The 26,725-nt window shown below is 29.1% G+C and carries 23 protein-coding genes; 14 read left to right on the plus strand and 9 right to left on the minus strand.

What is annotated here, in order from left to right; translation table 11 throughout:
- Positions 1-2: 2 nt before the first annotated feature.
- The 4 genes from ACFO3U_RS05485 to ACFO3U_RS05500 all read right to left on the minus strand — a co-directional run bounded on the left by ACFO3U_RS05485 (position 3) and on the right by ACFO3U_RS05500 (position 2,468).
- Positions 3-302 (minus strand): hypothetical protein, encoded by a 300-nt coding sequence (locus ACFO3U_RS05485; protein WP_379738919.1) that lies wholly within the window; start codon positions 300-302, stop codon positions 3-5.
- Positions 303-304: 2 nt separating this feature from the next.
- A complete protein-coding gene (locus tag ACFO3U_RS05490) occupies positions 305-694 on the minus strand; it encodes an FEKKY domain-containing protein (protein ID WP_379738922.1) in 390 nt (129 codons plus the stop codon).
- 13 nt (positions 695-707) lie between these two features.
- Positions 708-1,862, minus strand: a complete 1,155-nt coding sequence (locus ACFO3U_RS05495) for a 5-(carboxyamino)imidazole ribonucleotide synthase (RefSeq protein ID WP_379738925.1) — start codon at positions 1,860-1,862, stop codon at positions 708-710.
- Positions 1,863-1,937: 75 nt separating this feature from the next.
- The gene (locus ACFO3U_RS05500; RefSeq protein WP_379738928.1) at positions 1,938-2,468 is read right to left on the minus strand and encodes a hypothetical protein; all 531 of its coding nucleotides are present in this window, start codon (positions 2,466-2,468) and stop codon (positions 1,938-1,940) included.
- Between the two features lie 102 nt (positions 2,469-2,570).
- Between ACFO3U_RS05500 and ACFO3U_RS05505 the strand changes: the two genes are divergently transcribed.
- The 3 genes from ACFO3U_RS05505 (at position 2,571) to obgE (ending at position 6,150) form a co-directional block, all read left to right on the plus strand.
- Positions 2,571-3,695 (plus strand): adenylate kinase, encoded by a 1,125-nt coding sequence (locus ACFO3U_RS05505; protein WP_379739887.1) that lies wholly within the window; start codon positions 2,571-2,573, stop codon positions 3,693-3,695.
- A gap of 120 nt (positions 3,696-3,815) precedes the next feature.
- Entirely contained in the window at positions 3,816-5,042 is a 1,227-nt protein-coding gene (locus tag ACFO3U_RS05510) for a hemolysin family protein (RefSeq protein WP_379739890.1), read from the plus strand.
- Between the two features lie 100 nt (positions 5,043-5,142).
- On the plus strand, positions 5,143-6,150 hold the full coding sequence (gene obgE / locus ACFO3U_RS05515; protein ID WP_379738931.1) for a GTPase ObgE: 1,008 nt from the start codon (positions 5,143-5,145) through the stop codon (positions 6,148-6,150).
- Positions 6,151-6,217: 67 nt separating this feature from the next.
- Here obgE and ACFO3U_RS05520 read toward each other — a convergent pair whose 3' ends face one another.
- Positions 6,218-12,742, minus strand: coding sequence for an alpha-2-macroglobulin family protein (locus ACFO3U_RS05520; protein ID WP_379738934.1), 6,525 nt, complete (start codon positions 12,740-12,742; stop codon positions 6,218-6,220).
- Between the two features lie 119 nt (positions 12,743-12,861).
- On the opposite strand from ACFO3U_RS05520, the gene ACFO3U_RS05525 reads away from it, so the two are divergent.
- The 3 genes from ACFO3U_RS05525 (at position 12,862) to ACFO3U_RS05535 (ending at position 15,683) form a co-directional block, all read left to right on the plus strand.
- A complete protein-coding gene (locus ACFO3U_RS05525) occupies positions 12,862-13,548 on the plus strand; it encodes a tetratricopeptide repeat protein (RefSeq protein WP_379738937.1) in 687 nt (228 codons plus the stop codon).
- A 70-nt stretch (positions 13,549-13,618) separates the two neighbouring features.
- Positions 13,619-14,974 (plus strand): UDP-N-acetylmuramate--L-alanine ligase, encoded by a 1,356-nt coding sequence (locus ACFO3U_RS05530; protein WP_379738940.1) that lies wholly within the window; start codon positions 13,619-13,621, stop codon positions 14,972-14,974.
- A 37-nt stretch (positions 14,975-15,011) separates the two neighbouring features.
- Complete coding sequence (locus ACFO3U_RS05535; protein WP_379738943.1) at positions 15,012-15,683, plus strand: hypothetical protein; 672 nt, start codon at positions 15,012-15,014, stop codon at positions 15,681-15,683.
- On the opposite strand, the gene ACFO3U_RS05540 is transcribed toward ACFO3U_RS05535, so the two are convergent.
- Positions 15,680-16,333, minus strand: a complete 654-nt coding sequence (locus tag ACFO3U_RS05540; protein ID WP_379738946.1) for a DUF1287 domain-containing protein — start codon at positions 16,331-16,333, stop codon at positions 15,680-15,682. The two genes, ACFO3U_RS05535 and ACFO3U_RS05540, sit on opposite strands and share 4 nt — an antisense overlap.
- Before the next feature lie 119 nt (positions 16,334-16,452).
- Here ACFO3U_RS05540 and radC point away from each other — a divergent pair, with 119 nt between their 5' ends.
- The 6 genes from radC (at position 16,453) to ACFO3U_RS05570 (ending at position 21,147) form a co-directional block, all read left to right on the plus strand.
- Positions 16,453-17,136 (plus strand): RadC family protein, encoded by a 684-nt coding sequence (gene radC / locus ACFO3U_RS05545; protein ID WP_379738949.1) that lies wholly within the window; start codon positions 16,453-16,455, stop codon positions 17,134-17,136.
- 127 nt (positions 17,137-17,263) lie between these two features.
- On the plus strand, positions 17,264-17,893 hold the full coding sequence (locus tag ACFO3U_RS05550) for an ABC transporter ATP-binding protein (RefSeq protein ID WP_379738952.1): 630 nt from the start codon (positions 17,264-17,266) through the stop codon (positions 17,891-17,893).
- The gene (locus ACFO3U_RS05555) at positions 17,890-19,239 is read left to right on the plus strand and encodes an ABC transporter permease (RefSeq protein ID WP_379738955.1); all 1,350 of its coding nucleotides are present in this window, start codon (positions 17,890-17,892) and stop codon (positions 19,237-19,239) included. The genes ACFO3U_RS05550 and ACFO3U_RS05555 overlap by 4 nt, the downstream gene beginning before the upstream one ends.
- Positions 19,232-19,711 carry a hypothetical protein gene (locus ACFO3U_RS05560; RefSeq protein WP_379738957.1) on the plus strand — a complete coding sequence of 160 codons (480 nt, stop codon included), beginning with the start codon at positions 19,232-19,234 and terminating at the stop codon, positions 19,709-19,711. The genes ACFO3U_RS05555 and ACFO3U_RS05560 overlap by 8 nt, the downstream gene beginning before the upstream one ends.
- 1 nt (position 19,712) lies before the next feature.
- Positions 19,713-20,399 (plus strand): YjjG family noncanonical pyrimidine nucleotidase, encoded by a 687-nt coding sequence (locus tag ACFO3U_RS05565; RefSeq protein WP_379738960.1) that lies wholly within the window; start codon positions 19,713-19,715, stop codon positions 20,397-20,399.
- Position 20,400: 1 nt separating this feature from the next.
- Positions 20,401-21,147 carry a hypothetical protein gene (locus ACFO3U_RS05570; RefSeq protein ID WP_379738963.1) on the plus strand — a complete coding sequence of 249 codons (747 nt, stop codon included), beginning with the start codon at positions 20,401-20,403 and terminating at the stop codon, positions 21,145-21,147.
- Between the two features lie 23 nt (positions 21,148-21,170).
- On the opposite strand, the gene ACFO3U_RS05575 is transcribed toward ACFO3U_RS05570, so the two are convergent.
- Complete coding sequence (locus ACFO3U_RS05575; protein ID WP_379738966.1) at positions 21,171-22,448, minus strand: replication-associated recombination protein A; 1,278 nt, start codon at positions 22,446-22,448, stop codon at positions 21,171-21,173.
- A 269-nt stretch (positions 22,449-22,717) separates the two neighbouring features.
- Here ACFO3U_RS05575 and ACFO3U_RS05580 point away from each other — a divergent pair, with 269 nt between their 5' ends.
- A complete protein-coding gene (locus ACFO3U_RS05580) occupies positions 22,718-23,476 on the plus strand; it encodes a rhomboid family intramembrane serine protease (RefSeq protein ID WP_379738969.1) in 759 nt (252 codons plus the stop codon).
- A gap of 137 nt (positions 23,477-23,613) precedes the next feature.
- Here the strand turns inward: ACFO3U_RS05580 and rlmB are convergent, their stop codons facing one another.
- Positions 23,614-24,348 (minus strand): 23S rRNA (guanosine(2251)-2'-O)-methyltransferase RlmB, encoded by a 735-nt coding sequence (gene rlmB, locus ACFO3U_RS05585; RefSeq protein ID WP_379738972.1) that lies wholly within the window; start codon positions 24,346-24,348, stop codon positions 23,614-23,616.
- A gap of 118 nt (positions 24,349-24,466) precedes the next feature.
- Positions 24,467-26,128, minus strand: coding sequence for a BamA/TamA family outer membrane protein (locus tag ACFO3U_RS05590; protein ID WP_379738975.1), 1,662 nt, complete (start codon positions 26,126-26,128; stop codon positions 24,467-24,469).
- Positions 26,129-26,329: 201 nt separating this feature from the next.
- Here ACFO3U_RS05590 and rpsL point away from each other — a divergent pair, with 201 nt between their 5' ends.
- Positions 26,330-26,713 (plus strand): 30S ribosomal protein S12, encoded by a 384-nt coding sequence (gene rpsL, locus ACFO3U_RS05595; protein ID WP_338378150.1) that lies wholly within the window; start codon positions 26,330-26,332, stop codon positions 26,711-26,713.
- The last annotated feature ends 12 nt before the right edge of the window (positions 26,714-26,725 follow it).

The raw sequence follows: 26,725 nt of genomic DNA on the forward strand, positions 1-26,725 counted from the left end.
TTTTATTTATGTTGTTTATTGTTTGTAGTTAGTTTAAAGTTTCTTGTTTTCAACTGAAAGTATAAAAATACGATTATAAATGAGAATAAAACATTTCCAATAAGTCCTTTTTTAAAACCATGATGTAAGTCGTTTTCATCCATTAAAAATTGATAATAAAAAGTAAAAGGGAAACCTATTTCAAAATTTGGAAATGTTCCATTTATCTTATTAGTAATCGTTGAAATTATTAATGATAAAAAATTCACCACACAAAAAGTGATAAAACTATAAAAGCTAATTTTTAGAAAATTTTTAATCATTTCTATAAATTTTTCTTCCATTCTTTAAAACCAAGAGTGTCTTTTCTAATTTCTTTCATCCATTTTTTTCCAAATGTTTTATAGAGATAATCAAATATTATAAAATTATAATTTTCAGCACAATGAGAACCTACACAACCTAGTTCAAAATAATGTAAGTCGTATTTTTCTTCAAACTTTTCATCTTTATAAAATCTAACTGGAGCTATTCCACTTTGAAGAAAAAGGAAAATTGATTTATTATTTATATCTTTTTCAACCAATGAATTTATATTATCACATTCTGTTTCCAAAGTAACTTTTGAAACATTACTTTCTTTATATGCTTCGTCAAAAGATTTAGTTTGACAAAAACCTAAATTAAATATAAATAAGAAAAAAAGATTTTTCATTTAAAATATTTTACTAAACACTAATCACTCTAATCGAGTTCTTAACTTCTTCAGCAATCTTCCGAGCTTCAACCATATCTTCGTTTACAATTGTAACGTGACCCATTTTTCTAAAAGCACGTGTTTGTCTTTTTCCATAAATATGTGGAGTTACACCATCAATGGCCATTATTTTTTCAATATTTTCATAAACCACTTGACCTTCATAACCTTCTTCACCAACCAAGTTTACCATAATTCCAGCAACTTTACTTGAAGTATTTCCCAAAGGGAGGTTTAAAATCGCACGTAAATGATTTTCAAATTGAGAAGTATAACTAGCTTCTATTGAATAATGTCCGGAATTGTGTGGTCTTGGAGCTACTTCATTAACTAAAATTTCATCGTCTTCGGTTTGAAACATTTCTACAGCTAATAATCCAACATGATTGAAACTTTCTGAAACTTTCAAGGCAACGTCAATGGCTTTTTGAGCTACTTTTTCGTCAATTCGAGCAGGACAAATTACATATTCAACTTGATTGGCTTCTGGATGAAATTCCATTTCTACAACTGGATAGGTTTTTACTTCACCAGAAACCGATCGTGCAACAATTACAGCCAATTCATTTTTAAAAGGAATCATATCTTCTGCAATGCATTCCACATCAGGAAGTTTTACTAAATCTAAAGCTGAACGACAAATTTTTACACCATTTCCATCGTAACCAAATTGAGCACTTTTCCATACAAAAGGAAATTCTAATTCGTCTTTTTCAAGCGATTTTTTCAAGTCATTCAAATCTACAAAACGCAAATGTTTTGAAGTAGGAATCTTATTTTCAACATAAAAATCTTTCTGTTTTCCTTTGTTTTGAATCAAACGCAACGTTTTTGGTGATGGAAAAACAGCTAAACCTTCTTCTTCTAATTTATCCAAAGCATCAAGGTTTACGTTTTCAATTTCGATTGTCAATAAATTGACCATTTTTCCAAATTGATAAACGGTGTCAAAATCCATTAAACTTCCTTTGTAGAAAGCGTTACATCCAAATTGAGAAGGTGCTTCTGCACTTGGATCAAGGACTAAAGTTTGTATGTCAAATTTTCTGGTGTCAGCCAAAAGCATTTTGCCCAATTGACCACCACCTAAAATTCCTAATTTAAAGTCGGAAGAGAAATAATTCATTTGTAGTTGTGTTTGCGCAAAGATATAAAATCCCAATCCTAAATGCTAAAAATCAAATTCAGAAATTGGAAAAACTTAAATTTTCTTCAAAATATTTCGAGCACAAGCTTGATAAGCGGCTGAATGTTCAAAAGCATCTTGCGAAATTATAGATTTTAATTCTTCGTAAATCCAATCGTATTTTTTTCCAAAAACAAACAAAGCTTTCATGGCATAAACTTTTGCAGCTACTTTTTCATCTTGAATTAATCGGTCAACTAAATTCTCAATTATGTTGTGTTCTTGATCTTTTGATAATTCAATTCCGTTTTTTCTGTGATTGCTTTTGGCTAAAAACATGCAGATTTTTGTAGCTGGTCGAACAGCTGAATCCTCTTTTAATTTGGGTAAAATTTCACAAAATTCATCAATGTAAGGCACAAACAGTTTTAGTTTTTTATCACAAACTAATTCTAAGGACCAAAAAGCTTTTACATGATTTTTATGCGAAATATCAAAAGCTATGGAAATTAATTCTGCTAAATTTTCCTCACTTTTCATAGCAAAATTACTAACAGTAACTCTACTTTTTTTGTGAGCTGTACTTTGATCAATTTTGGTAAACATTACTGTAATCATTTGGTAAATATATCAAATTTGCAAAAAAGTATAAATATATTAGATGCAATAAATTATACTTCCTTAAATTTGTAGGCACAACTAAAAAATATTCAAGTGATACAATTACACGATAAACATTTTGAACCTTTTATTTCATCAGATGAGATTGATTTTGCAATTCAAAATATGGCAAAACAAATGGACGATGATTTTTTTGACGAAGTTCCAGTTTTTATTGGAGTTTTAAATGGATCTTTCAAAGTTATTTCCGATTTAATGAAATATTATAGAGGCATGTGCGAAGTAAGTTTCGTAAAATTAGCTTCTTATGAAGGAACTCAATCAACAAATGAAGTAAAGCAATTAATTGGTTTAAACGAAGATTTAGAAGGAAAAACAGTTGTAATTGTAGAAGATATAGTAGATACAGGAAATACAATTGAAGAATTAAAAGCTATTTTAAAGGAAAAAAAAGTAAAACACTTAAAAATTGCTACTTTATTTTTCAAACCTGAAGCTTATAAAAAAGACATTAAATTAGATTATGTTGGGATAAGAATTCCAAATAAATTCATCGTTGGTTTTGGATTAGATTATGATGGATTAGGAAGAAATTTACCAGATGTATATCAATTAGCCATAGAAAACAAACACACAGAAATGATTAATATAGTTTTATTCGGAAAACCAGGAGCAGGTAAAGGAACACAAGCCGATTTTTTAAAGGAAAAATACAATTTAGTACATCTTTCAACAGGTGATATTTTTAGATTTAACATCAAAAATGACACAGAATTAGGTCAATTAGCCAAAACTTACATGGACAAAGGAGACTTAGTTCCAGATGAAGTGACTATTAAAATGTTGCAAAGTGAAGTAGATAAAAACCCACAAGCTAAGGGATTTTTATTTGACGGATTTCCAAGAACGATTGCTCAAGCAGAAGCTTTGGATAAATTTTTAGAATCAAAAAATCAAGAAATCACAGCAACAGTTGCTTTAGAAGCTGACGACGAAATTTTAGTACAACGTTTGTTAGAAAGAGGAAAAACTTCAGGAAGACCAGATGATCAAGATGAAGAAAAAATCAGAAATCGTTATGATGAATACAACCAAAAAACAGCTCCTTTAATGGATTATTACAAAGGACAAAACAAATTTAAAGCAGTTGATGGAATTGGAAGTATTGCAGAAGTTACAGAAAGATTAAGTGCTGTAATCGATACTTTATAATTTTTTTTAGATATTTGTATATATTAAAGAGCTATTGTTTAAATAGCTCTTTTTTTTACAACTCAATTTATGGAAATACTTATTATATTTTTTTTAATTCTTTTAAATGGAGTTTTCTCCATGTCTGAAATTGCATTAATTTCGGCAAGAAAAAGTCGTTTAGAGAGTGCAGCCAAAAAAGGAAATAGAAAAGCAAAAGCAGCTTTAGAATTAGCCAATTCACCCAATAAATTTTTATCAACGGTTCAAATAGGAATTACCTTAATTGGAATATTAACAGGTATCTTTTCAGGTGATAAAATTACAACTGATGTTGAAAATTTTGTTAGTTCATTTGAAATATTGAAACCTTATGCAGATTCTATTGCAGTTGGATTAGTCGTAATAACATTGACATTTTTTTCATTGATTTTAGGAGAATTAGTGCCAAAACGAATTGGATTAAATCATCCTGAAGGGATAGCAAAAACATTAGCAATTCCAATGAAATATATGTCAAAAATCACAAGACCTTTTATTTGGTTATTGACCGTTTCAACAGAGTTTCTTTTAAAAGTACTACAAATAAAACCTTCAGCTGATGGAAAAGTCACAGAAGAAGAAATCAAAGCCATCATTAAAGAAGGAACTGAAGTTGGTGAAGTTCAGGAAATCGAACAAGATATAGTGGAACGTGTTTTTCATATAGGTGATCGAAAAGTAAACTCATTAATGACACACAGAAATGCTGTTGTTTATTTGACTTTTGAAGAATCAGTTGAAGAAATAAAAACAAAAGTTCTTGAAGATTTACATTCGTTCTATCCAGTTTGTAAAAACAATTTAGATGAAATAGTTGGGATAGTTTCTCTAAAGGATTTAATAAAAAATTTCGAGAATGAAGTTTTTGATTTGAAAAGTATTACTAACGAAGCCATTTATTTTATTGAATATACTTTAGCTTATAAAGCATTAGAGCATTTTAAAACTTCAAAAATACATTATGCTTTGGTTACAGACGAGCATGGAGTTTTTCAAGGAATGATAACTTTAAATGATATTTTAGAAGCTTTGGTTGGAGATGCAGCAGATTTTTACCAAGAAGATTTTCAATTAATTGAAAATGAAGACGGTTCATGGTTGGTTGATGGTCATTATTCGCTGCATGATTTTTTAACTTATTTCGAGCTAGACGAATATTTATCAGATTATGAGGTTACAACAGTAAGTGGTCTAATTATTACTGAATTAGGAGCAATTCCAAGACAAGGACAAAAATTAGTTTGGAATAAATTAGAATTTGAAGTAAAGAATATGGATGGAGTAAAAATTGATAAAATTTCAGTAAAAAACATCCTAAAAGAATAAGCTATCAAATTGACTAATAAATCTTACCTTTGCAAAAAATAATTTTAGAGTTAGAATTGGCTAATCACTAATTACTAATCACTAATTACTAATAAAAGTTATGACAGAAGGGAATTTCGTCGACTACGTAAAAATATATGTTTCTTCCGGAAAAGGTGGAAAAGGTTCGTCTCATTTACATAGAGAAAAATTTATTGAAAAAGGTGGTCCAGATGGTGGAGATGGTGGTCGTGGTGGACACGTTTATGTAAGAGGAAACAAAAATCTTTGGACTTTATTTAGTTTAAAATTTTTACGTCACGTAAAAGCTGGTCATGGTGGTGATGGAGGAAGTTCAAGAAGTACAGGTTCTGATGGAGAAGATAAATATATTGAAGTTCCTTTAGGTACCATTGTGAAAGACAAAGAAACAGGAGATGTTTTATTTGAAATTACAGAACATGATGAAACCAAAATATTAGCAAAAGGAGGAAAAGGTGGTTTAGGAAACTGGCATTTTAGAAATTCAGTAAATCAAACACCTCGTTATGCTCAACCAGGAATGCCTGTGGAAGAAGTTGACGTAATTTTAGAATTAAAAGTCTTGGCTGATGTAGGTTTAGTTGGATTCCCAAACGCTGGAAAATCTACTTTACTTTCTGTATTAACTTCGGCAAAACCAAAAATTGCAGATTATCCTTTTACAACTTTGAAACCAAATTTAGGAATCGTTTCCTATAAAGATTTTCAATCGTTTGTAATTGCTGATATTCCAGGAATTATTGAAGGTGCAGCCGAAGGAAAAGGGTTAGGTCATTATTTCTTAAGACATATTGAACGAAATTCGACTTTATTATTTTTAGTTCCAGCTGATGCTGATGATATTAAAAAAGAGTATGAAATTTTATTAGATGAACTAAGAAGATACAATCCAGAAATGTTAGATAAAGACAGATTGGTTGTAATTTCTAAATCTGACATGCTTGATGAAGAGTTAAAAACTGAATTAAAAGCACAATTGGATAAAGAATTTAAAGGAACACCCTACATGTTTATTTCTTCAATTACCAATCAAGGATTATCTGAATTAAAGGATAAATTGTGGAAAATGTTAAATGTTGAGGTTTAACAATCTCCAATAAAAAATAAAAACAAAAAGGCTTTCTAAATATAGAAAGCCTTTTTTATTACTATAATTAATCAACTTTTATTGTTGTGTTTGTTGAATGAGTTGAAAATTCTGGAGCATACATACTTTGTAGTGTTGCAATTCCATCATTGAAATTTCCTGAGTTATTTATTCTGACATCATATTCTAAAACATAAGTTCCTTTATTAATTTTATCAAAAAAGTAATGAGTTGCAACATCTTTTGTACTTCTATAATAAGATAAATTACCTCTCCATTCATAATTTGAAATCACATCAACTGGTTCAAAACAAGAAGCTCTTAAGTCTTTTAAGTGTACAAATTCTAAGTCGTTTTCTGTTTTTATAACTAGTCTAATTGTGATTAAATCTCCTGTTTTTAAATCTTCTTTATTTAAATCAATTAATTCATTTCCTATAGTGGTTTTAACTTTTTTGTAAAGTGTTTTGGTTATATTTAATGCTTTTGTACTATCTGTTTTGATGTTTTCTAAGTTTTCAAAATATTGCCAATAAAAACCACCATAACCAGGAACTTTTGACCTGTTTTCTACTTTAACTGTTCCCATTTCTTTAGTAATTTCGTCTGCCTTCCAATTTAGTTTTATGTAGCCTGTTTCTGCTTCTTTGTCTTTTTCTGATAACTTTTTGGTAAAGATTTTTTCATTTCCAATGGTGAATTTTGTGTTATCTTTTATAGAAATCCAATCGCTTCCTTGTAATAATAATGCATAAACAGCTTCGGTTGTAGATTTTGTGGTAGACCATTTATTAACCTGTTTGTTCTTTAACAACCAAACTTTTAATTCATCTAAAATTTTGTCATCATTTTCAATTTCAGCGAAAGCTTCAATAAGCATAGCTTGCGTTTCTATTGCATTTTGATACCAATAATAACCATTAGAATTTTCTACCCAATACATACCATTGTCTTCATTTCTTGCAGCAGTTTCTTTTAGATTTGTTAAGATTTTTTTTGCGAAAGCTTTATCTCCAAATCTATTCATTGTTAAAGCCAATAATGCTTTTGAATATAAAGTATAAGTTAACCAGTCTTTTTTAAATTCGACTTTTTGAATAGTAATTATTGAATCTATCTTTTTTGATATTGGATATTTTTTAACATAAAAACTTCTAGCATATAAATAATGTAAGTTAGAATACCTATAATAATTAATTCTTTTGTTTTTCAAAGTACTATTTGAGATGTAATTCTGATCCAAAAACGGAATTGCTTTGTCGGAAATACTAGTATAAATCGAATCTTTTTCAGGAAAAAGTTTTGCTAAATGACCTAAACCTTTAACAATATGTTGCGTGATGTAAACATTATCATCACCACCATCAAACCATGAAAAAGAACCCGAAGCTTTTTGCTTTTCTTTTAGTTTTTTTAAAGTGGATTCCATGGATTCTTTCATTGAATTTAAATCCATTAAAAGTGCTAAACGTTTGTTTTTGAACTCTTCATTTTGTGCATCTAATAACCAAGGAGTTTCTGCTAAAACAATTGATTTTAATTCTTCATTCATATTTAATTTTGAAGTCGATTTTCCTTCTCTTTTCCAAGACTCAAATAGAGCAGCTATTTTTGGATTACTATTAATAATTTGAGTGGCAATATAATTAGCATAATATCTTGAAAAAGTTTGTTCAGCACATTCATGTTCGTATTCCATTAAATAAGGAAGTGATTGCAAAGCTAACCAAGTTGGATTTGAAGTGTATTCTAAAGTAAACAAATGATTTTTTAAGGTTGTTGATGTATTGTTTTTTAGATTCGGAAATTCATATTCTTTTTTAGTTTCTCCTTTTACCCAAATTGGAATACTTTCTGTTAATAAAACTTTGTTTGAAAGAACTGGTAGAATGTTTTCTTCACCATCAGAGAAGTTACCCGATTTAGCTACAATTTTATATTGTAAACCTTGTAAACCTTCAGGAATTTTGATTGTCCATTCAACAGGAACGCTTTCTTTTGCTTTACATGAAAAGTTTCTAACGTTGTTTTTATTAGCACAAATTTCATCAATTAAAGTATTTGTTGTTGCATCAAATAATTGAAGCATTGCAATACCAGTTTTAATTTCAGAAGTCATATTGACAACTTTTGCACTAATTTTAATTTCGTCTTTTTCACGAACAAATCTCGGCATATTGGTTTGCACCATTACATCTTTTTGTGAAATAATATCAGCTTGAAAATAACCTGATTCAGCATTTTTATTATGAGCATATAATCTAAGTTTCCATTTGGTTAAAGATTCTGGAGTTGTAAATTCAAAAGAAATTTTACCGTTTTTATCGGTTTTTAAATTAGGATAAAAGAATGCTGTTTCATTGAAGTTTGTTCTGGTTTTTACTTGAGCTAAATCTTTCATAGCGTTTTTTGTTGTAACAACAATTACACCATTTTTACCTTTTTCACCATACAAAGCAACACCTTCAGCACCTTTTACAACTCTCATTTCTAAAATTAAATTTGAATTTAATGATTGTAAATATGTAGCTGTACTTATTTCTCCATCAATAACAATTAAAGCTTCGTTTGATCCAGAAATTGAGCGATTTCCTCTTAATACAATCGAGGTTGTTCTTCCATCTGAATTTGTTGTTACTTGCAATCCAGAAACTTTTCCAGAAAGTGCTTGAACCGCATTTTCGTTCGCACTTTGGTTAATTTCTTCAGATTTTATTATTTGATAACTTGAAGTCACTGCATCAGCTTTTCTATAAACACCAATCGCACCTGTTAAGACAATTTCATCACCAACAAAACCTTCTGGAAGGCTAATTTCATATTTACGAATTTTGCCAACATTTAAATAAATGTCTTTTTTTCCAGGAAAAGAAATTTCTAAGACTTCACCTTCTTTAGCTTCAATTTGAAAATTTCCATCAAAATCTGTAGTCACCTTTCTATCTGTACCTCTTACAACAACAAATGCACCAGCAAGCGTTCCTAATTCATCTGAAACAACACCCGTTATAGTTTTAGCATTATTTGGAATTGTTGTTTGAGTTTTAATTTTATTGAGATAATTATTTAAAACATACTGATTTTTTGGGTCATTAAAATTAAATCCAAACCAATTGATTTCTGGTTTTGAGCGATAATCATTGTAGAAATTTTTTTGAATGTGAAATCCATTAAAATTAGCGTAAGTTTTCAAATCTCTATAACCTAAACGAGGAGCATTAAAATAATTTCTATATTCATAAAAATAGGCATTTGTCCAATTTTGAATTGTAAATTGATCTAATGAACTATCATACATACTAGCTAAAACTTCTGCTTCCAATTTTGAGTTTTTAATTTTAAAAGACCATCTTTCATTGCTTCCAGGTTCGATTTTATTTCTTATAAAATTTATTTCAATATTTAAATTATAAGTTGCCTTTTCTTTTTCAATTGCATAAGTTTTTTCAAGATATTTATTTTCCCAAATGGTGGAAAAATGAAAATTTACTGTATCAGTATATTCTTTCTCTTTTTTGATGCTAAAAACTGTTTTTCCATTTACTAATTGCTGTGTTTTTTCTTGTTGTGGAGTAGTTTTATCCGCATAATATCGTTGCGTAATATATAAATTAGGGATAATAGACTGAACTTCAATTTCAAAATAATTGCTTTCTTTTTTACTGATGTCTTTGTAGGTAAATAATTCTGTTTTAGAAATAGGATTTTTTCTAGATTCAGTTTTTATTTTTCGAGTTGCTTCAATTAAATTATTTTTTGAATCTTTTGCACTAATTGTTATTTCAAATTCATTTGCATTAAATTCATTTAAAAAATCTAAATTAATTTCTCTATTAATTTTAGTATCAAAGTTTAAAGTCTTTACTAATTTTTTTTCAACCTTATAGTCCGAGTTGTCATATGGTTCATGTGGAAAAAGTGCTTCAAACTCTTCTCTAGGTATAGTTTGAATTTCAGGAACTTGAAAAGCTCTATCTTTTAAATATTGTTTTTGAATTAATTTATATATTTTTATTTCTCCTTTTGCATCAATACTAAAGTTGTTGTAAGTGGTACTGTTAATTTTAAGGGTGTTTTTATCTTCAACATACACAATGTTATTAGCTTCTATTGACAATTTTAATGTTTTTTGATTAACAAAAACCTGTTTAGAAGCTGTTCTTGTTTCACCATTTGTATCTGTAATTGTTACATTAATTGTATAACTTATGCTTTGTATTGAATCAATAGAAACACTATCAATAACTGCATGAATTGGAATTTTAAAATTTCCCTTTGAATCTGTTAATATTTCTTCTTCGATCACAGTTGTTTCATAATCCCATTCCTCATCAACGGTTTCATAATCTCTTTTAATTGTATAGGCAACTTTAGCATTTGTGATATTATTTCCTGATAAAGCTTTAGCATTTCCACTTATTTGTAAAGAATCACCAATGGTATAATTTTCTTTAATTTCTTCAAAGTTAACTTCAAACGTAGGTCTTTTATATTCTTCTACTTGAAATGTAAACTCAGCATTATCATTAAAATTCACATTGTCCCAAAAAGAATGTTCATCTTCTTTTTTATCATAATATGCATCATCAACTTCATAATCATCTGCTTCTTCAATTGACATTGAAAATTGTCCTGTTAATACATTTTTTGGAATATCAAATTCACCAGAAAAACTTCCAAATTCATTAGTTTGAACTTCAAATTCTTTAAGTGTGTTATCATTTACATCATTGATGCTGACATGAATACTTAAAAAAGGAACAACACTTTTATTGTTATCTTTTTTCTGAACCATCACACCTTTATAATACATTTTTTGACCCGGACGATAAATAGCTCTGTCAAAGAAAACCATTGCTTTGGCTTCAAAGTTTTTGTATTCTTTCTCTTTGGTATTTGTAGTTTTTTCGTAAATATAACTACGATTGTAATTTCGTTTTAGGGTATCACTTTCTTTAGTGATAAATAGAAAATTATCATAAACTTTTGACGAATCATACTTCATTTTATCTATCAAAACTTTTCCGTTTTTGTCTGAAATAAAGTTTTTTTTATCGTTACTTACTTTTGCATTTTCAATAGGTTTTCCTGATTTTGAATCATATAAATATAAGATATCGTTTTTGTCATCTTGACTTTCGGTAACTATAAAATTTGTAGATTTTATTAGTTCGTAATGAAAAGCATTATCAATTGAGTCTTTAGGGGTTTCCATAAAAATTAAATAATTACCGACATCAAAAGGTTCTAAAATAACTTCAGTTGAATGATTGTTGTAATCTGTTTTTTTAGGTAACTTTCTTATAAAGCTTTTATAAACTTTGTTTTTATTAATAAAGTCGAAAACTAATGAGTCTCTATCTATTCTTTTATTTGAGTAATTGTAATATCTGTTATTGATATAATCATTTAAAGCTATTGGAAATTTAAAATAACTAATTTTTATGGAATCAACATTTTTATAATCTATAAAGGCTCTATTATTTTGATTTGGATAAACTTCTTTTAAAAATTGAACATTTAATGTTTTTTGAAGAATGGTATTTCTAATGTTTTCAGCACTTGATAATACATTGATATTTACTTTTGACATAAATATTGAATCAATTAAATCTAAGGCTTGTTTTTTATAATTTATTTGTAAAGAATCATTTTGTTTGTTAAATAAAACCTGAACTCTTTCTAATTTTAATTGTTGTTTTAGAAATTCACTGTCAGTTGACTTTTCTAATTCAGATAATTTTTTTCTGTAAGTAGTATGGTTGTAAACTTTATTAAAAATATAATTTAATCTATAATAGTAAGCTTTATCTAATTTTTCAAGTTGGTTAGTTTTAAATAAAAACCTTTCATTTTCTTGAAGTATTTCAATAAAAGTTTGAGCATTTTTATTGTAATTCTCTGATAGTTTTTGATTGATAAAAGTTTCAGGTTTTAAAATAAAAAGATTTTCTAATTTTATTTCTTTTGAATTTCTATCCCAATAAACATTTTGAGCAAAGTATTGAATGCTTTTTTCATATAAAAAATCATATAAAGTATTATTTTTTGCATCAACATCAGCATTATAATCAATAATTTCTTTATAATTTTCAAGACTAATAGCTCTTAACTCTTGTTTGTTTTTTAACATTTCTTGATAACATTTTTCAATTTCTTTGTCGAAATCGTTATTTGTCCAGGTTAAAAAGTCTTTGTTTTTATTATTTTCAATAGTTGATCTACGACCAATTGCGTATCTATATTGATTTCTATATTTGTCTAAAATTTTAGAATAGATATAATTTAACAACGCTTCATTTTTTTTTGAAGCTTCCTTAATTTCTTTTCTAATGTTTGAAATTATAGTTGATTGAGCATTTTCATCAAATATTTGTTCAAATTTTGACAAATAGAAAAAACATTTAACAATAGTTACGTCATTTTTTTTTCGTTTGGCTTTTTTGTAGATGCTTTCAACTTCTTTTTGAGCCGATTCAATTTTTCCATCTAATTCATATTGATAGACTTTTTTCCATTCATTTTTAAAATCTTGGCTGTAAGTAAAATTTAAAACTAAAAATAAAATGATGAGATATACTTTTTTAAACATAAGAGAGTTTTATACTATAGAGTTGAAAAATACAAAAAAGGTTGGAATGAAACAGAAATATTTTTTTTGTAAATAATAACCAAAATGATTTCACTATTTTTGAGCCTATTTTTAAAGCAATGAAAATTAAACTTTTATTCTTTTTATTTTTCTCAACAGTTATGATAGCTCAATCCAATTTTGAAAGAGCAGAAAAACTATATTCTGAAAACAAACTTTCAGAATCCAAAAAACTGTTTGAAGACTACTTAAAAGCAAACCCTAATCATTCGAAAGCTACAGAATATTTAGGAGATATTGCAGGAAAAGAAAAAAAATGGGACGTGGCTATTTCATATTATGAAAAATTAAAAGAGAAATTTCCTTCAATTGCAAATTATCATTATAAATTTGGTGGTGCAATGGGGATGAAAGCTAAAAATGTCAATAAATTCAAAGCATTAGGAATGATAGATGATATTGAAACCGCTTTTTTAACTGCAGCCAAATTAGACGAAAAACATATTGATACGCGTTGGGCATTAGTTATGTTATATATCGAATTACCAGGAATTGTTGGTGGAAGTGAAACTAAAGCTCAAAAATATGCAACTGAACTCTTGAATCTTTCCAAAGTTGATGGATATCTAGCTAAAGGTTATATTGATGTATATTTTGAAAGATATACAAAAGCTGAAAACAATTACAAAAAAGCACACGAAATAGGAAATTCAAATACAACCTATGAAAAATTATATGATTTGTATCTGAATAAAATGAAGAATAAAACCAAAGCAGATCAGTTAAAAAAAGAATTTAAAAACTAGGTTTAATTGTTGAACTGTTTATTCGTTTAATCGATTTAACAATTCTACAATTTCACAATTCAACATAAAAATGAGAACACATTTCATAGCCATTGGTGGAGCAGCCATGCACAATTTAGCTTTAGCTTTACATAACAAAGGGTATCAAGTTACAGGTAGCGATGATGCTATTTTTGAACCATCCAAATCACGTTTAAATAAAAAAGGTTTATTGCCTAAAGAAATGGGTTGGTTTCCAGAAAAAATAACTTCAGATATAGAAGCTATTATCTTAGGAATGCATGCAAAAGCAGATAATCCAGAATTGTTAAAAGCCCAAGAATTAAGCTTGAAAATTTATTCTTATCCTGAATTTTTATACGAGCAATCTAAGAATAAAACACGTGTTGTAATTGGTGGTTCACATGGAAAAACTACGATAACTTCTATGATTTTGCACGTGATGCATTTTCATAACATAGAAGTGGATTATATGGTTGGAGCTCAATTAGAAGGTTTTGACACAATGGTTCATTTAACGCACGAAAATGATTTTATCGTTTTAGAAGGTGATGAATATTTATCTTCTCCAATTGATAGACGTCCAAAGTTTCATTTATACCAACCAAACATTGCTTTGCTTTCAGGAATTGCTTGGGATCATATCAATGTGTTTCCAACCTTTGAAAATTATGTAGAACAGTTTGAAATCTTTGTAAATCAAATTACAAAAGGTGGAATTTTAATTTATAATGAAGAAGATGAAGCTGTAAAAAAAGTTGCAGAAGATTCGCAAAATACTATTAGAAGATTGCCATACCAAACTCCGAGTTATAGCGTTGAAAATGGAACCACTCTGTTAGATACACCAGAAGGACCAATGCCAATTGAAGTTTTTGGAGCACATAACCTAAATAATTTAGCTGGTGCGAAATGGATATGTCAAAATATGGGAGTTGATGAAGCTGATTTTTATGAAGCCATTGCCACTTTCAAAGGAGCAAGTAAACGTTTAGAAAAAATCGCAGAAGGAAAAGGAAAAGTAGCTTATAAAGATTTTGCACATTCACCAAGTAAAGTTTCTGCCACTACAAAAGCTGTAAAAAATCAGTATCCTGACAGAAAATTAATAGCTTGTTTAGAATTGCATACGTATAGTAGTTTGAATGCAGAATTTTTAAAAGAATACCAAGGAGCATTGGACTCTGCTGATATTGCAGTAGTTTTTTATTCACCAGATGCTGTGAAAATTAAGCAATTAGAAGAAGTGACCTACGACCAAATAGCTCAATCATTCCAAAGAGAAGATTTAATTATTTATACAAGCCCAAAAGAATTTAAAGAGTTCTTATTTGCTCAAAATTTTGACAACTCAGCATTGTTGTTGATGAGTTCAGGAAATTATGGTGGATTGGATTTTGAAGAAGTGAAAGGGTTGATACAATAATTATTTTTGTTTTTCGTTAATAAGAAAAAACACATTTATGAAAAACTTCCTATTAATTATTGCGACAAGTTTTATTTTATTTTCTTGTTCAAAAAATGACGATGATATACAAAATGTCAATACTTCATTTTTTAATATTAATACTGGGAATAAATGGGTTTACAATCGTTATGCAATTAATGCCTTGGGTAGTACCTCTTCAATTATTCAGATTGATTCAGTTTTGGTTATAGGTGACACATTAATTAATTCTATTTCTTATAAGAAAATAGAACACAAAGAATTTACTGTAAATTCTAATAATTTACTCCAAACTTATTATGAATATTTAAGAATAGATAGTAATGACCATTTAGTTGATACAAATGGATATGTTTTTCATCCAGGTTTTGATAGTCAATATCAAAATGTTTACACTCATTTATCATCACTACATTTGGATTATAATACAGGGAATTATGTGCAAGATACTTGGGGAGTTTCAACTTTTCAAAATGTAGCTCCTCAAAATATAATTGTTGAAGGGCAAAATTATTTTGTATACGATTATTTAGGGAATTTTGTCGGAAATTCTAGCTTAGGTATTCCTAATAATACCATTCATTATATGTATGAAGAAGGAATTGGAATGGTTTTAAGAAGATGTCCTTTTGTTAGTTCTGCATCAAATTATTATGAAGACAGATTAGTTTCATATGTAATTAATTAATTTTCAAACCTATAATGTTCAACAATCTCATGACTAAACAAACAATCCTGCAAAACTTGTCCGCCACCAACATTGTGTACAATTAAATTTCGTTTTCCATCTTCAGATTTTAAATGTGTCACGATTCCAATATGAGGTAGTTTTCCATTAATCATCCATGTTACCAGTTCACCTGTTTTGTAGTCAGAGGCATTTTGTGTTACTTTTAATTTTTCTCCTTTTCTTTCAAAAAACACTTCTAAATTTGGAACTCTTCTGTGGTCAATATTTGTGTCAGTTTTAGTTAAACCCCAAGTTTTTGGATATTTTGAAAAATTAGCTTTCATGTCTTCATGAACTTCTTTTTGCAAATCTATATTTAACTTTCGGTAAGCGCGAACTATTACATCTGTACAAACTCCAGTTTTTGCTGGAACATCACCATTTGGATATTTGATGGAAACATAATTGGGTGTGTAAACTATTTTATCATCAATTATTGAAATAGCAGCATTGGATAATTTTTCAGCAAATGAATTTGGGTTTTCAATTATACTATCATAAACAATTTCCTTTTGATTTGAAGAAATTACTTCAGTTAATTTTGACTCTTTTTTGCAAGAAAATAAAGTGATTAAAGAAAATAAGATGATATAAAATGGTTTGTTCATATTAATTAATTTGTGATAATTCGTGAAATTTGCGGTCTATTAAAAAATTCTAACGCTTTTATTTTGAAGTTATTGTAAAATTATTTTCATTTGTACTTTAATTATAAGCCAAACAAATTATGTACACACCAATCAACCAATGGGCTGAAGACGATCGTCCACGCGAAAAATTTCTACTAAAAGGAAAATCTTCCTTATCTGATTCCGAATTATTGGCTATTTTAATTGGTTCTGGTTCTCCAAACGAGAGTGCAGTGCAATTATGCCAACGTATTTTAGCGTCCACAAACAACAATCTCAATCAATTAGGAAAAATATCGGTAAACCAACTCACCAATTTCAAAGGTATTGGAGAAGCAAAAGCCATTTCCATCGCAGCAGCTTTAGAATTAGGAAGACGAAGAAGAGCAGAAGAATCTGTTGAATTAAAGAAAATCACTTCCAGTAAAATGGTTTTCGAAATTATGCAACCTATTATCGGTGAATTGCCTCACGAAGAATTTTGGATTTTATATTTGAACAATTCCAATAAAGTAATTCACAAAGCACAACTTTCAAAAGGTGGTTTAACAGGAACAGTTGTTGATGTTCGCTTGATTTTTAAAACAGCTTTTGAACAAAATGCAATATCAATTATTTTAACGCATAACCATCCTTCAGGAAAATTATTGGCTAGTGATGCTGATATTCAAATTACCAAAAAAATAAAAGAAGCTTCAAAACATCTCGAAATTAACGTTTTAGATCATATTATTATCACTGAAAACGGATTTTATAGTTTTAACGACGAAGGTATTTTTTAGAAAAGTTTAAGAAATAAATACGTTTCAAATTCTTATCTTGCCACTTGTAAAATTAGAATTCAGAATTCAGAAATTAGAATTTCAAATATTGGAATTTGGAATTTAATATATTGGAATTTATAATAAAATGATAAACACAAAAGACATAACCTTCCAATATCCAAAAGGAGAATTGTTTCACATGCCAGCATTATATTGCACAGCAGGAAACACAATTCTAATCACAGGAAATTCAGGAAGAGGAAAAACTACCTATTTGCATATTCTAGCTGGGTTATTACGACCAAAAACAGGTTCAATCGAAATTGACTCAACTGACATCATTACTTTATCCGAAAGAAAAAATGATTCTTTTAGAGGCAAAAATATCGGAATTGTTTTTCAAAAACCTCATTTCATTGCTTCGTTAACTATTTTAGAAAATTTGGAAATGACAAGTTGGTTAGCCACAGGAAAGAAAAATACAGTTTCAGCTAAAAAACTTCTAAATCAATTAGGTTTAACCGAACACACTTCAAAATTACCATCTCAGTTGAGTGTTGGACAACAACAAAGAGTTTCTATAGCAAGAGCTTTAATCAATGAACCAAAAGTGCTTTTAGCAGATGAACCAACCTCAAGTTTGGACGATAAAAATACCGAAACTGTGATTGAATTATTGACTTCTTTGTCCAAAGAATATAAAGCAGCTTTGATTATAGTTACACACGATAACCGAATTAAAGAGAAGTTTCACAACCAAATTACAATGATATGATTGCAAAATTAGCTTGGAGAAATATTTGGTTTAAACCTTTAAATACCATTTTGAGCATCATTTTATTGATGTCAAGTGTAGCGATAATTACGGTTTTAATTTTATTGGAAAAACAATTTGAAGAGAAATTCAATAGCAATATTGATGGTGTAGATTTGGTTATGGGAGCACAAGGAAGTCCATTGCAATTGATACTTTCATCAGTTTATCAAGTAGATGCACCAACAGGAAATATCAGTTATGATTCTGCTAAAGTTTGGATGAAAAATCCATTTGTGGAAAAAGCAATTCCTTTAGCTTTTGGAGATAATTATAGAGGTTATAAAATTTTAGGAACAACTCATGATTATCTTGAAAAATATGGAGCAAAAATTTCAGAAGGTAAACTATTTGAGCACAATTTTGAAGTGGTAGTTGGAAATGACATTGCTCAAAAATTAAACATTAGAGTAGGAGATACCTTTTTTGGTTCACATGGTGATGCTGCTGAAGGAGAAGTGCATGAAAATGAAGCATACACAGTTGTAGGAATTGCCGAAAAAACTGGAAAAGTTTTAGATAATTTAATTTTATGTAACATTCCAAGTGTTTGGCAAATGCATGGAAGTCATGAAGAACATGACCACGAAGGACATAATCATGAACAGGAATTTTCAGAAAATCCACCACACGGAGAAGAAGGTCATATACATCATGAGGATGAACACGAACATGATCACGTTGCAGAAAACCCAGCTCATGGAGAAGAAGGACATGTTCACGATGACCATGAAAATGACTTAACTATTGATGAACCAGGTATGGAAATCACAGCTGTTTTATTAAAGTTCAGAAATAAAATGGGAATCGTAACTTGGCCAAGAATCATAGCTCAAAACACAAAAATGCAAGTGGCTTCACCAGCAATTGAAGTGAATCGTTTATTCAAATTATTTGGAATAGGAATTGAAGCACTTCGTTATTTAGCTTACGGAATCATGTTAATTTCAGGAATTTCAATTTTCATTGCACTATTCAATACTTTAAAAGAAAGAAAATTTGAATTTGCTTTATTAAGAGTAAGCGGAGCAGGACGATTCAAACTTTTAACGTTGGTCATGATTGAAAGCTTGTTATTATGTGTTGTTGGATTTCTTTTTGGAACGATTCTTGGAAGAATTGCCTTGATGTTGCTATCCAATTCGGCAGAAGATGATTTTAAAATGAGTTTCAATCCGTATGAATTTATTTGGGATAAAGAAGGAATTTTATTTTTACTAACTATCTTTGTGGGAATCATTGCAGCATTAATTCCGGCAATCAAAGCCTATAATTTAAATATATCAAAAACATTAGCAAATGGGTAAGTTTACCAAAATTAGTGTAGCACTTTTTGTTGCATTTTTCTTATTTAGTTTTTCAAATTCAACAAAAAGCAATTTCAAATCTTCTAGTAAAGTAATTGTTGAAGACACCTTAACTTGGAAATTATTAGGAGAAATTAAATACAGTAAAAAAACAGTAAAAGATTATGGAGAAGTTGATTTTCCAGTAGTAAATCCAAAATTAAAAGCATTAGGGAAGAAAACAGTTGTAATTAGTGGATTTATTATTCCAATAGATTCAAAAAATTATGCTATTAGTAAAAATGTTTTTGCTGCTTGTTTTTTCTGTGGAAAATCTGGACCAGAAACATTAGCTGGAATTAAATTCAGAGGAAGTTTGCCAAAGTTGAATACAGATCAATATGTTACTTTAAAAGGAACTTTCAGGTATAATGAAACTGACATTGAGGATTGGATTTACCATATTGAAGATGCTATAATTGTAAAAAAATAAAATGTATCATCACAAAAAACACCTTTTTTTTGATTTAGATCATACGCTTTGGGATTTTGATAAAAATTCTGGTTTTGCATTTGAAACCATATTTAAAAAGCAAGGTTTTGATATTTCTTTACAAGACTTTTTAAGTATTTATATCCCAAGAAATCAGCATTATTGGAAATTATATCAAGTCAATCAAATTTCACATGAAGATTTACGATATTATCGTTTGAAAGATGTTTTTGACACGTTAAATTATAAAATTTCAGATGAAGTAATTCATCAATTATCAGAAGATTATATTACATATTTACCTGAAAACAATCACTTATTTGATGGTGCGATTGAATTATTAGATTATTTAAAACCAAAATATCAATTACATATTATCACCAATGGTTTCAGTGAAGTTCAAAATAAAAAAATAAGTAATTCTAAAATTGGACATTATTTTGAAACTGTAACAAATTCAGAATTAGCAGGACAAAAAAAGCCAAATTCTATTATCTTTGATTATGCGTTGAAAAGTGCAAAAGCGTCTAAAGAAGAAAGTATTATGATTGGTGATAGTTTTGAAGCTGATATTTTAGGAGCTTTAGACTTCGGAATGGATGCTATTTTTTTCAACGAGAATAAAACAAAAATTAATCGCGATGTTTATCAAGTAAATCATCTTTTAGAATTAAAAAATATATTATAAAATGAAGAAAATTATTTTCTTATCCGTTTTTTTACTTTCAATGCTAACTGTAGCGCAAGAAAATTATGAAATCATCATTATGCCCAAAAAGTTTGATTTTTTAAGAGAAGAAAATCAATATAATTTAAACGTTTTATGTAAATCTTTCTTTGAAAAAGAAGGATATACTGTTTATTATGAAAATGATATTATGCCTAATGAAGTTGCCAACAATAGATGTAATGCTTTGTTTCTAAATTTGGTTGAAAATAATAGTTTGTTTAAAACTAAAGTAAAAGTTGAATTAAAAGATTGTCAAAATAATTTGATTTCATTTAGTGAAGAAGGAGAAAGCAGGGAAAAAAACTTAAGTAGAGCTTACAATGATGCTACTAGATATGCCTTAAAATCTATGGAAGGTTACACTAAGTTTAAAAATGCTTATGCTTCCACATCTGATAAAAAAGAGAAGATAGAAGAAATTAAATCTCCACAGCCAGAAGTTATTGCTGCTGTATCTGAAAAAATTCCTAATGAAAACAACACAATAAATTCTGTTTTATATTCTAAAATTGCCAAAAACGGTTACAATCTTGTAGATGTTAATGGTGTCGTGAAATTTGAGTTATTCAAAACATCAAATCCAACAATTTTCATTGCAAAAAAAGATAATATTCAAGGAATTTTTACTTTAAACGGTCAAAATTCAAAATTTGAAAGTTATCAAAATAATGAATTAATTTTGGAAGAAGTTGAGGTGAAGTTTTAAACTATTTAACCAACAACCAACAACTAATACCCATACTTATCCTTCCAACGATTCTTCAAAAACTGACGAATTTCTCTTTCACGGGCATTTTCTCCTGGTTCAAAAAATTTAGTTTCCGATATTTCTGTTGGTAAAAATTCTTGTTCAGCAAAATTATTAGCATAATCATGCGAATATTTATATTCATCACCATAACCTAATTCCTTCATCAATTTCGTTGGAGCATTTCTCAAATGTAACGGAACAGGTAAATCACCAGTTTGTTTTACGATTTGTTGGGCTTTTCCAATAGCTAAATAACTTGCGTTACTTTTAGCAGAAGTTGCCAAATAAACCGCGCACTGACTCAATATAATTCGACTTTCAGGATAACCAATCGTAGTCACAGCCTGAAAAGTATTGTTTGCCATAATCAAAGCAGTCGGATTTGCATTTCCAATATCTTCACTGGCTAAAATCAACATTCGTCTGGCAATAAATTTAACATCTTCACCACCTTCAATCATTCGAGCCAACCAATAAACAGCACCATTTGGGTCACTTCCTCGAATCGATTTGATAAAAGCCGAAACAATATCATAATGTTGCTCACCCGTTTTATCATACAAAACCGTGTTTTTTTGAGCCAATTGCATTACTTTTTCATTTGTAATTTCAATATAATCTCCTTCACTAGCATTAATGACCAATTCAAAAACATTCAATAATTTTCGACCATCACCTCCAGAAAGTCGCAACAAAGCTTCCGTTTCTTTCAGTTGAATATCTTTCGTTTTCAAATAAGCATCGGTTTCCATTGCTCTATGTAACAAAGCTTCCAAATCATCTTTCGAAAACGGATTTAAAACATAAACCTGACATCTTGACAATAAAGCCGGAATTACCTCAAAGCTCGGATTTTCAGTTGTTGCACCAATTAACGTAACCCAACCTTTCTCCACAGCAGCCAACAAAGAATCTTGTTGCGATTTACTAAATCGGTGAATCTCATCAATAAATAAAATCGGATTTTTTGCTGTAAACAAACCACCACTTTGTTTTGCTTTGTCTAAAACCTCACGAATATCTTTCACACCACTGTTAATCGCACTCAAAATATAAAACGGACGTTTACTTTCTTCAGCCATAATTTGAGCCAAAGTCGTTTTTCCCGTTCCAGGTGGTCCCCACAAAATCAAACTAGGAATAATTCCTTTCGCAATTTGATGCGTCAACGAACCTTGTTCACCTACTAAATGCAGTTGACTAATATATTCTGATAATTGTTTTGGTCGAATTCTTTCAGCTAATGGTGCTTCCATTTGGTAAAAATACAATAATTTTATTTTTTTGGAGCACTAACTTTAGGCATTTTTAGAAAGGTTACTTCCTGCTTTCCGTTCCAATCTTTTTTTTCAAAAAAGGATTTTCTCTGCAATCAGGGCTAGGGATTTTCTTTAGGCTTTTTTAGTATGGTCTGACAAAAAAGCATAGAAAAAAATTTGGCTTTATCTTTGAACAATTGATTTCAGATTTGTAATAAATTATACTAAGCAACTTAGAATCTTAGTAACTTACCTACTTCAAAAGAATGAAAAAAATACAAGACAATCCATTCAAATTCACACCTTCGGTAATACTATTTCCGTTGTTGTCAGTATTATCTTTGTGGATTGTCTTTTGGATAGAAAATCATTATCATTTAGATTTTGGACATTACGGAATTTACCCAAGAACTGGATTCGGATTAAAAGGAATTATATTTAGTCCATTTCTTCATGGAGATTTGGAACATTTGTTTAATAATTCTGTAGCTCTATTTGTACTTCTGTTATTCTTGCGATATTTCTATAGAGAGCAATCTGTGACTGTTGTAATAGTTGGAATTTTATTTTCAGGATTAGGCACATGGCTCATTGGAAGACCAAGTTATCACATCGGAATTAGTGGATTAGTTTATGCTTTAGTTAGTTTTATTTTTTTCAAAGGAATTTTTACCAAATATTTTAGATTAGTAGCCGTTTCCCTAACTGTAATCTTATTATATGGAGGAATGGTTTGGTACATGTTTCCAGAAGTAGGGAAAAATAACATTTCTTGGGAAGGTCATTTATTCGGATTCTTAACCGGATTTGTATTGAGTTATTTTCTAAAAACACCACAATTTGACAAAGCCATTCATTACGATTGGGAAAGTCCAGATTTCAATCCGGAAAACGATCCTTTTATGAAAAACTTTGACGAAAACGGAAAATTCGCTCCACCTCCAAAACCAGAAGAAGTGGTGAAAGAATATTTCAATTCATCCATAAAAGTGATTTATGATTTTATTGGGATTAAGAAGGATTGATGATTAAAGATTAACGATTTTTGATTGCAGAATTTTGAAATCAAGTTTTCAACATAAAGTTGTCATTGCGTAGGAATCTCATTTGAATTCCAATATCAACTTCAAAAATCTAAAATCAACATTCTTCAATCAAAAATCTATTGCCTCTGTCTAACAACTTCATACAAAAAAGCACCACAAGCCACCGAAACATTTAAAGATTCAATGGTACCATACATAGGTAATTTTGCTTTTTCATCCACAATTTTCAACACAGAAGGGTTTACACCTCTATCTTCGCTTCCCATAATGATAGCTAAAGGTTCGTTTAGCGTTAAATCATAAATATTTTGATCTGTTTTTTCTGTAGCAGCTATGGTTTTTATTCCACTTCCTTGTAAATGAAAAATCGCATCTTTTATGTGGTCAACTTTACAAATCGGAACATTAAAAACAGCACCAGCACTTGTTTTAACCGTGTCACCATTTACTGGAGCTGAGCCTTGTTTTTGAACAATAATTCCATCAACACCAGTACACTCAGCGGTTCTGATGATTGCTCCAAAGTTACGAGCATCTGATAATTGATCTAAGATTAAAAACAAAGGAGTTTTTTCTTTAGCTAAAACACTTTCCACTAAAGTTTCTAAATCATGAAAAGAAACTGGAGAAATCGTTGCCACAGCACCTTGATGATTTCCAGAAGTCAAACGGTTTAATTTTTCTACAGGAACGTAGGAGAAATTCACGTTATTCTGTTTCATGGTTTTCATCAAATCCTTCATCAAGTCACCTTGAAGTTCTTTTTGTAAAAACACTTTATCAATTTCTGTCTTAGATTGAATCGCTTCAATTATAGCACGAATTCCAAATATTTGATTATCTCTTTCCATTCGGCAAAAATAGTCTTTTTATTAGATTTTAAATAGGTTAGGAGTTTAAAAGTTTATAAGGTTAAAAGCTTTTGAGTAAATTAAGTAGTCTAAAATTTTAAATATCCGAAAACCTATTTTAAAAATAAGTCTTAAAACTCACATGTACAATGGAGTTGGAAAGTTTAATAGTTTGGTTATTTGTAGAACCATTGGCATAGATGAAATTAAATAAACCGTTCTTAGTAAAAAGTCCGAATCCAAAACCTAATCCCAATAAACTATCACTCAAATTAGAGGTTTTATCTTGAAAATAACCATAATCAATAATGGAATGAACATAAATACTCGGAGCCATCATGTAGCGATATTCGGTTAAAATTCCACTGTAAGCATTGGCTTGTAAACTATTTTCACTAAAACCACGAATCGAATTTATCCCTCCAAAACGATATAATTCATTGATTACGTAATCATCACTTTGTAAATAAAAAGTTTCGTTTTTAATATTGATGATGTTTTTGTCATTCAAATATAAATTGTGACTAAAATTAACTTGTCCAAAAAATTGATTTGTTTTTTGAGAACTTATGGTTCTGTTTCCAGTTCCAACTTTTATGTTGAATTTAGTCTTTTCAGGAAAGATGAAATCATCATTATTGAAGTTAGTAAAGTCAAAAGTAGAAGTGATGAAAGTATTCGTAAAATCATTAATACTAAACGAATTTGTGTTTTGAATGTCAACTGAAGTCGTTTTTTGGTAACCTAAATATACTTTAGAATTGTACTTGAAATAATACCCTAAATTTAAATCTGTCTTTGTGTTTTGAAAAGTACTGTCTTGTTTGAAAATTCGTAAATCTGCTTTAATTCCAAACGGACTTTTAAACATGTATGGAATTTCAGTGCCTAAATTAAAACTCGATTGTTGTTTTCCATCATTTTTCCAAAACAAACTCAATTTTTCACCTGAATTTAAAATATTCTGCAATTGTAAATCCAAATAACCATTAAAACGAAGATTGGAATTTTCATCGTTAGCAAAACCTATAAAACCATCAAATTTATTAGGTTTAGCTTTCTCTAGGTAAACATAAACTTTAGTGGAATCTTTTGTGAATAATATTTCAGGATATTTAGTTTGGGTTACAAAACGCAACTCATTAAAATCTTTGTAAATTTTAGAAACATTATCCTGATTGAAATCCAATCGTGAAGCTTTCTTGAAAATTGCTTTTTTAATTCCTTTTGGAAATTTGTCATAGCCTTCAATAACGATATCAGTTAAGTTTCTCTTCTTGTTTAAATTCAAAACTAAAAGAGCATACATTTCATTATCAACTTGATTGTAATTTGTCAATTTCAATTGAGCCAACGAAAAACCTTTTTTCTCTAAAAGAGTAATTTTATTTTGCATAAAGGTTTCTACTTCATTTATTGGAAGTTTTATAGAATCATTTTCAATACCTAAAAGTTGTCTTTCTTCATCGGAAATTACACCTATATATATATGTATAAATTTCACTTGATTTTTTAAATGATATTTAAAGAAAAAAATACTATCACTTAATTTTGATTGAATCAGTAATTCATTTTCGAAATATCCTCTCTGTTGAAGCTTTTGTTCAAATGATTTTTGTTCTTCAAGAATTGCTGCTACAGTGGGATGTTTTTTGATATAACCAATGCTGTCTATTGTTTTTGTTTCTGATGCAGAATTTCCTTCCACAAGCATTTCAAATTGTTGGGAAAATGAAAGTTGAATGAATAAAAATAGTAATATGGAAAGATTAAATTTCATAGCATTTATCTAACGCAAAAAAACGAAATTAATTTCAATTTAAAAGATTCAAACCATAAACAATTAACAATTAACCAAAAACAGTTCGAACAATGTTTTGAAAATTAATAAATTAGATTTGTTTTGTAAAAATATATTCATACATTTGCAACCCGTAAAAAAGCGGGATTAATAAATCACAAGAAAAATTAGTATTTAATTATGCCAACAATTCAACAATTAGTAAGAACAGGGAGAACCCAAATGACTAAGAAGAGTAAATCGGCTGCTTTAGATTCTTGTCCTCAAAGAAGAGGAGTATGTACACGTGTTTACACTACTACACCAAAAAAACCAAACTCTGCAATGCGTAAAGTAGCAAGGGTTCGTTTAACAAATGGTAAAGAGGTGAATGCTTACATTCCTGGAGAAGGACACAATCTACAAGAGCACTCGATAGTATTAGTTAGAGGTGGAAGAGTAAAAGATTTACCAGGAGTTAGATACCACATTGTACGTGGTGCTTTAGACACTGCCGGAGTAAGCGGTAGAACACAAAGAAGATCTAAGTATGGTGCAAAACGTCCAAAAGACGCTAAAAAGTAATTTTTAAAGAAA

It is taken from the genome of Flavobacterium ponti (assembly GCF_042652765.1).
Taxonomy (GTDB): Bacteria; Bacteroidota; Bacteroidia; order Flavobacteriales; family Flavobacteriaceae; genus Flavobacterium; species Flavobacterium ponti.

Bases quoted from the DNA above. Each gene is read 5' to 3' on its own strand.
- ACFO3U_RS05485 (WP_379738919.1), bottom strand. From the start codon at position 302: ATGATTAAAAATTTTCTAAAAATTAGCTTTTATAGTTTTATCACTTTT.
- ACFO3U_RS05520 (WP_379738934.1), bottom strand. From the start codon at position 12,742: ATGTTTAAAAAAGTATATCTCATCATTTTATTTTTAGTTTTAAATTTT.
- ACFO3U_RS05555 (WP_379738955.1), top strand. From the start codon at position 17,890: ATGATTGCAAAATTAGCTTGGAGAAATATTTGGTTTAAACCTTTAAAT.
- ACFO3U_RS05565 (WP_379738960.1), top strand. From the start codon at position 19,713: ATGTATCATCACAAAAAACACCTTTTTTTTGATTTAGATCATACGCTT.
- ACFO3U_RS05530 (WP_379738940.1), top strand. From the start codon at position 13,619: ATGAGAACACATTTCATAGCCATTGGTGGAGCAGCCATGCACAATTTA.
- ACFO3U_RS05540 (WP_379738946.1), bottom strand. From the start codon at position 16,333: ATGAACAAACCATTTTATATCATCTTATTTTCTTTAATCACTTTATTT.
- ACFO3U_RS05490 (WP_379738922.1), bottom strand. From the start codon at position 694: ATGAAAAATCTTTTTTTCTTATTTATATTTAATTTAGGTTTTTGTCAA.
- ACFO3U_RS05535 (WP_379738943.1), top strand. From the start codon at position 15,012: ATGAAAAACTTCCTATTAATTATTGCGACAAGTTTTATTTTATTTTCT.
- ACFO3U_RS05560 (WP_379738957.1), top strand. From the start codon at position 19,232: ATGGGTAAGTTTACCAAAATTAGTGTAGCACTTTTTGTTGCATTTTTC.
- ACFO3U_RS05525 (WP_379738937.1), top strand. From the start codon at position 12,862: ATGAAAATTAAACTTTTATTCTTTTTATTTTTCTCAACAGTTATGATA.
- obgE (WP_379738931.1), top strand. From the start codon at position 5,143: ATGACAGAAGGGAATTTCGTCGACTACGTAAAAATATATGTTTCTTCC.
- rlmB (WP_379738972.1), bottom strand. From the start codon at position 24,348: ATGGAAAGAGATAATCAAATATTTGGAATTCGTGCTATAATTGAAGCG.
- radC (WP_379738949.1), top strand. From the start codon at position 16,453: ATGTACACACCAATCAACCAATGGGCTGAAGACGATCGTCCACGCGAA.
- ACFO3U_RS05495 (WP_379738925.1), bottom strand. From the start codon at position 1,862: ATGAATTATTTCTCTTCCGACTTTAAATTAGGAATTTTAGGTGGTGGT.
- ACFO3U_RS05590 (WP_379738975.1), bottom strand. From the start codon at position 26,128: ATGAAATTTAATCTTTCCATATTACTATTTTTATTCATTCAACTTTCA.
- ACFO3U_RS05550 (WP_379738952.1), top strand. From the start codon at position 17,264: ATGATAAACACAAAAGACATAACCTTCCAATATCCAAAAGGAGAATTG.
- ACFO3U_RS05580 (WP_379738969.1), top strand. From the start codon at position 22,718: ATGAAAAAAATACAAGACAATCCATTCAAATTCACACCTTCGGTAATA.
- ACFO3U_RS05575 (WP_379738966.1), bottom strand. From the start codon at position 22,448: ATGGAAGCACCATTAGCTGAAAGAATTCGACCAAAACAATTATCAGAA.
- ACFO3U_RS05500 (WP_379738928.1), bottom strand. From the start codon at position 2,468: ATGTTTACCAAAATTGATCAAAGTACAGCTCACAAAAAAAGTAGAGTT.
- rpsL (WP_338378150.1), top strand. From the start codon at position 26,330: ATGCCAACAATTCAACAATTAGTAAGAACAGGGAGAACCCAAATGACT.
- ACFO3U_RS05510 (WP_379739890.1), top strand. From the start codon at position 3,816: ATGTCTGAAATTGCATTAATTTCGGCAAGAAAAAGTCGTTTAGAGAGT.
- ACFO3U_RS05570 (WP_379738963.1), top strand. From the start codon at position 20,401: ATGAAGAAAATTATTTTCTTATCCGTTTTTTTACTTTCAATGCTAACT.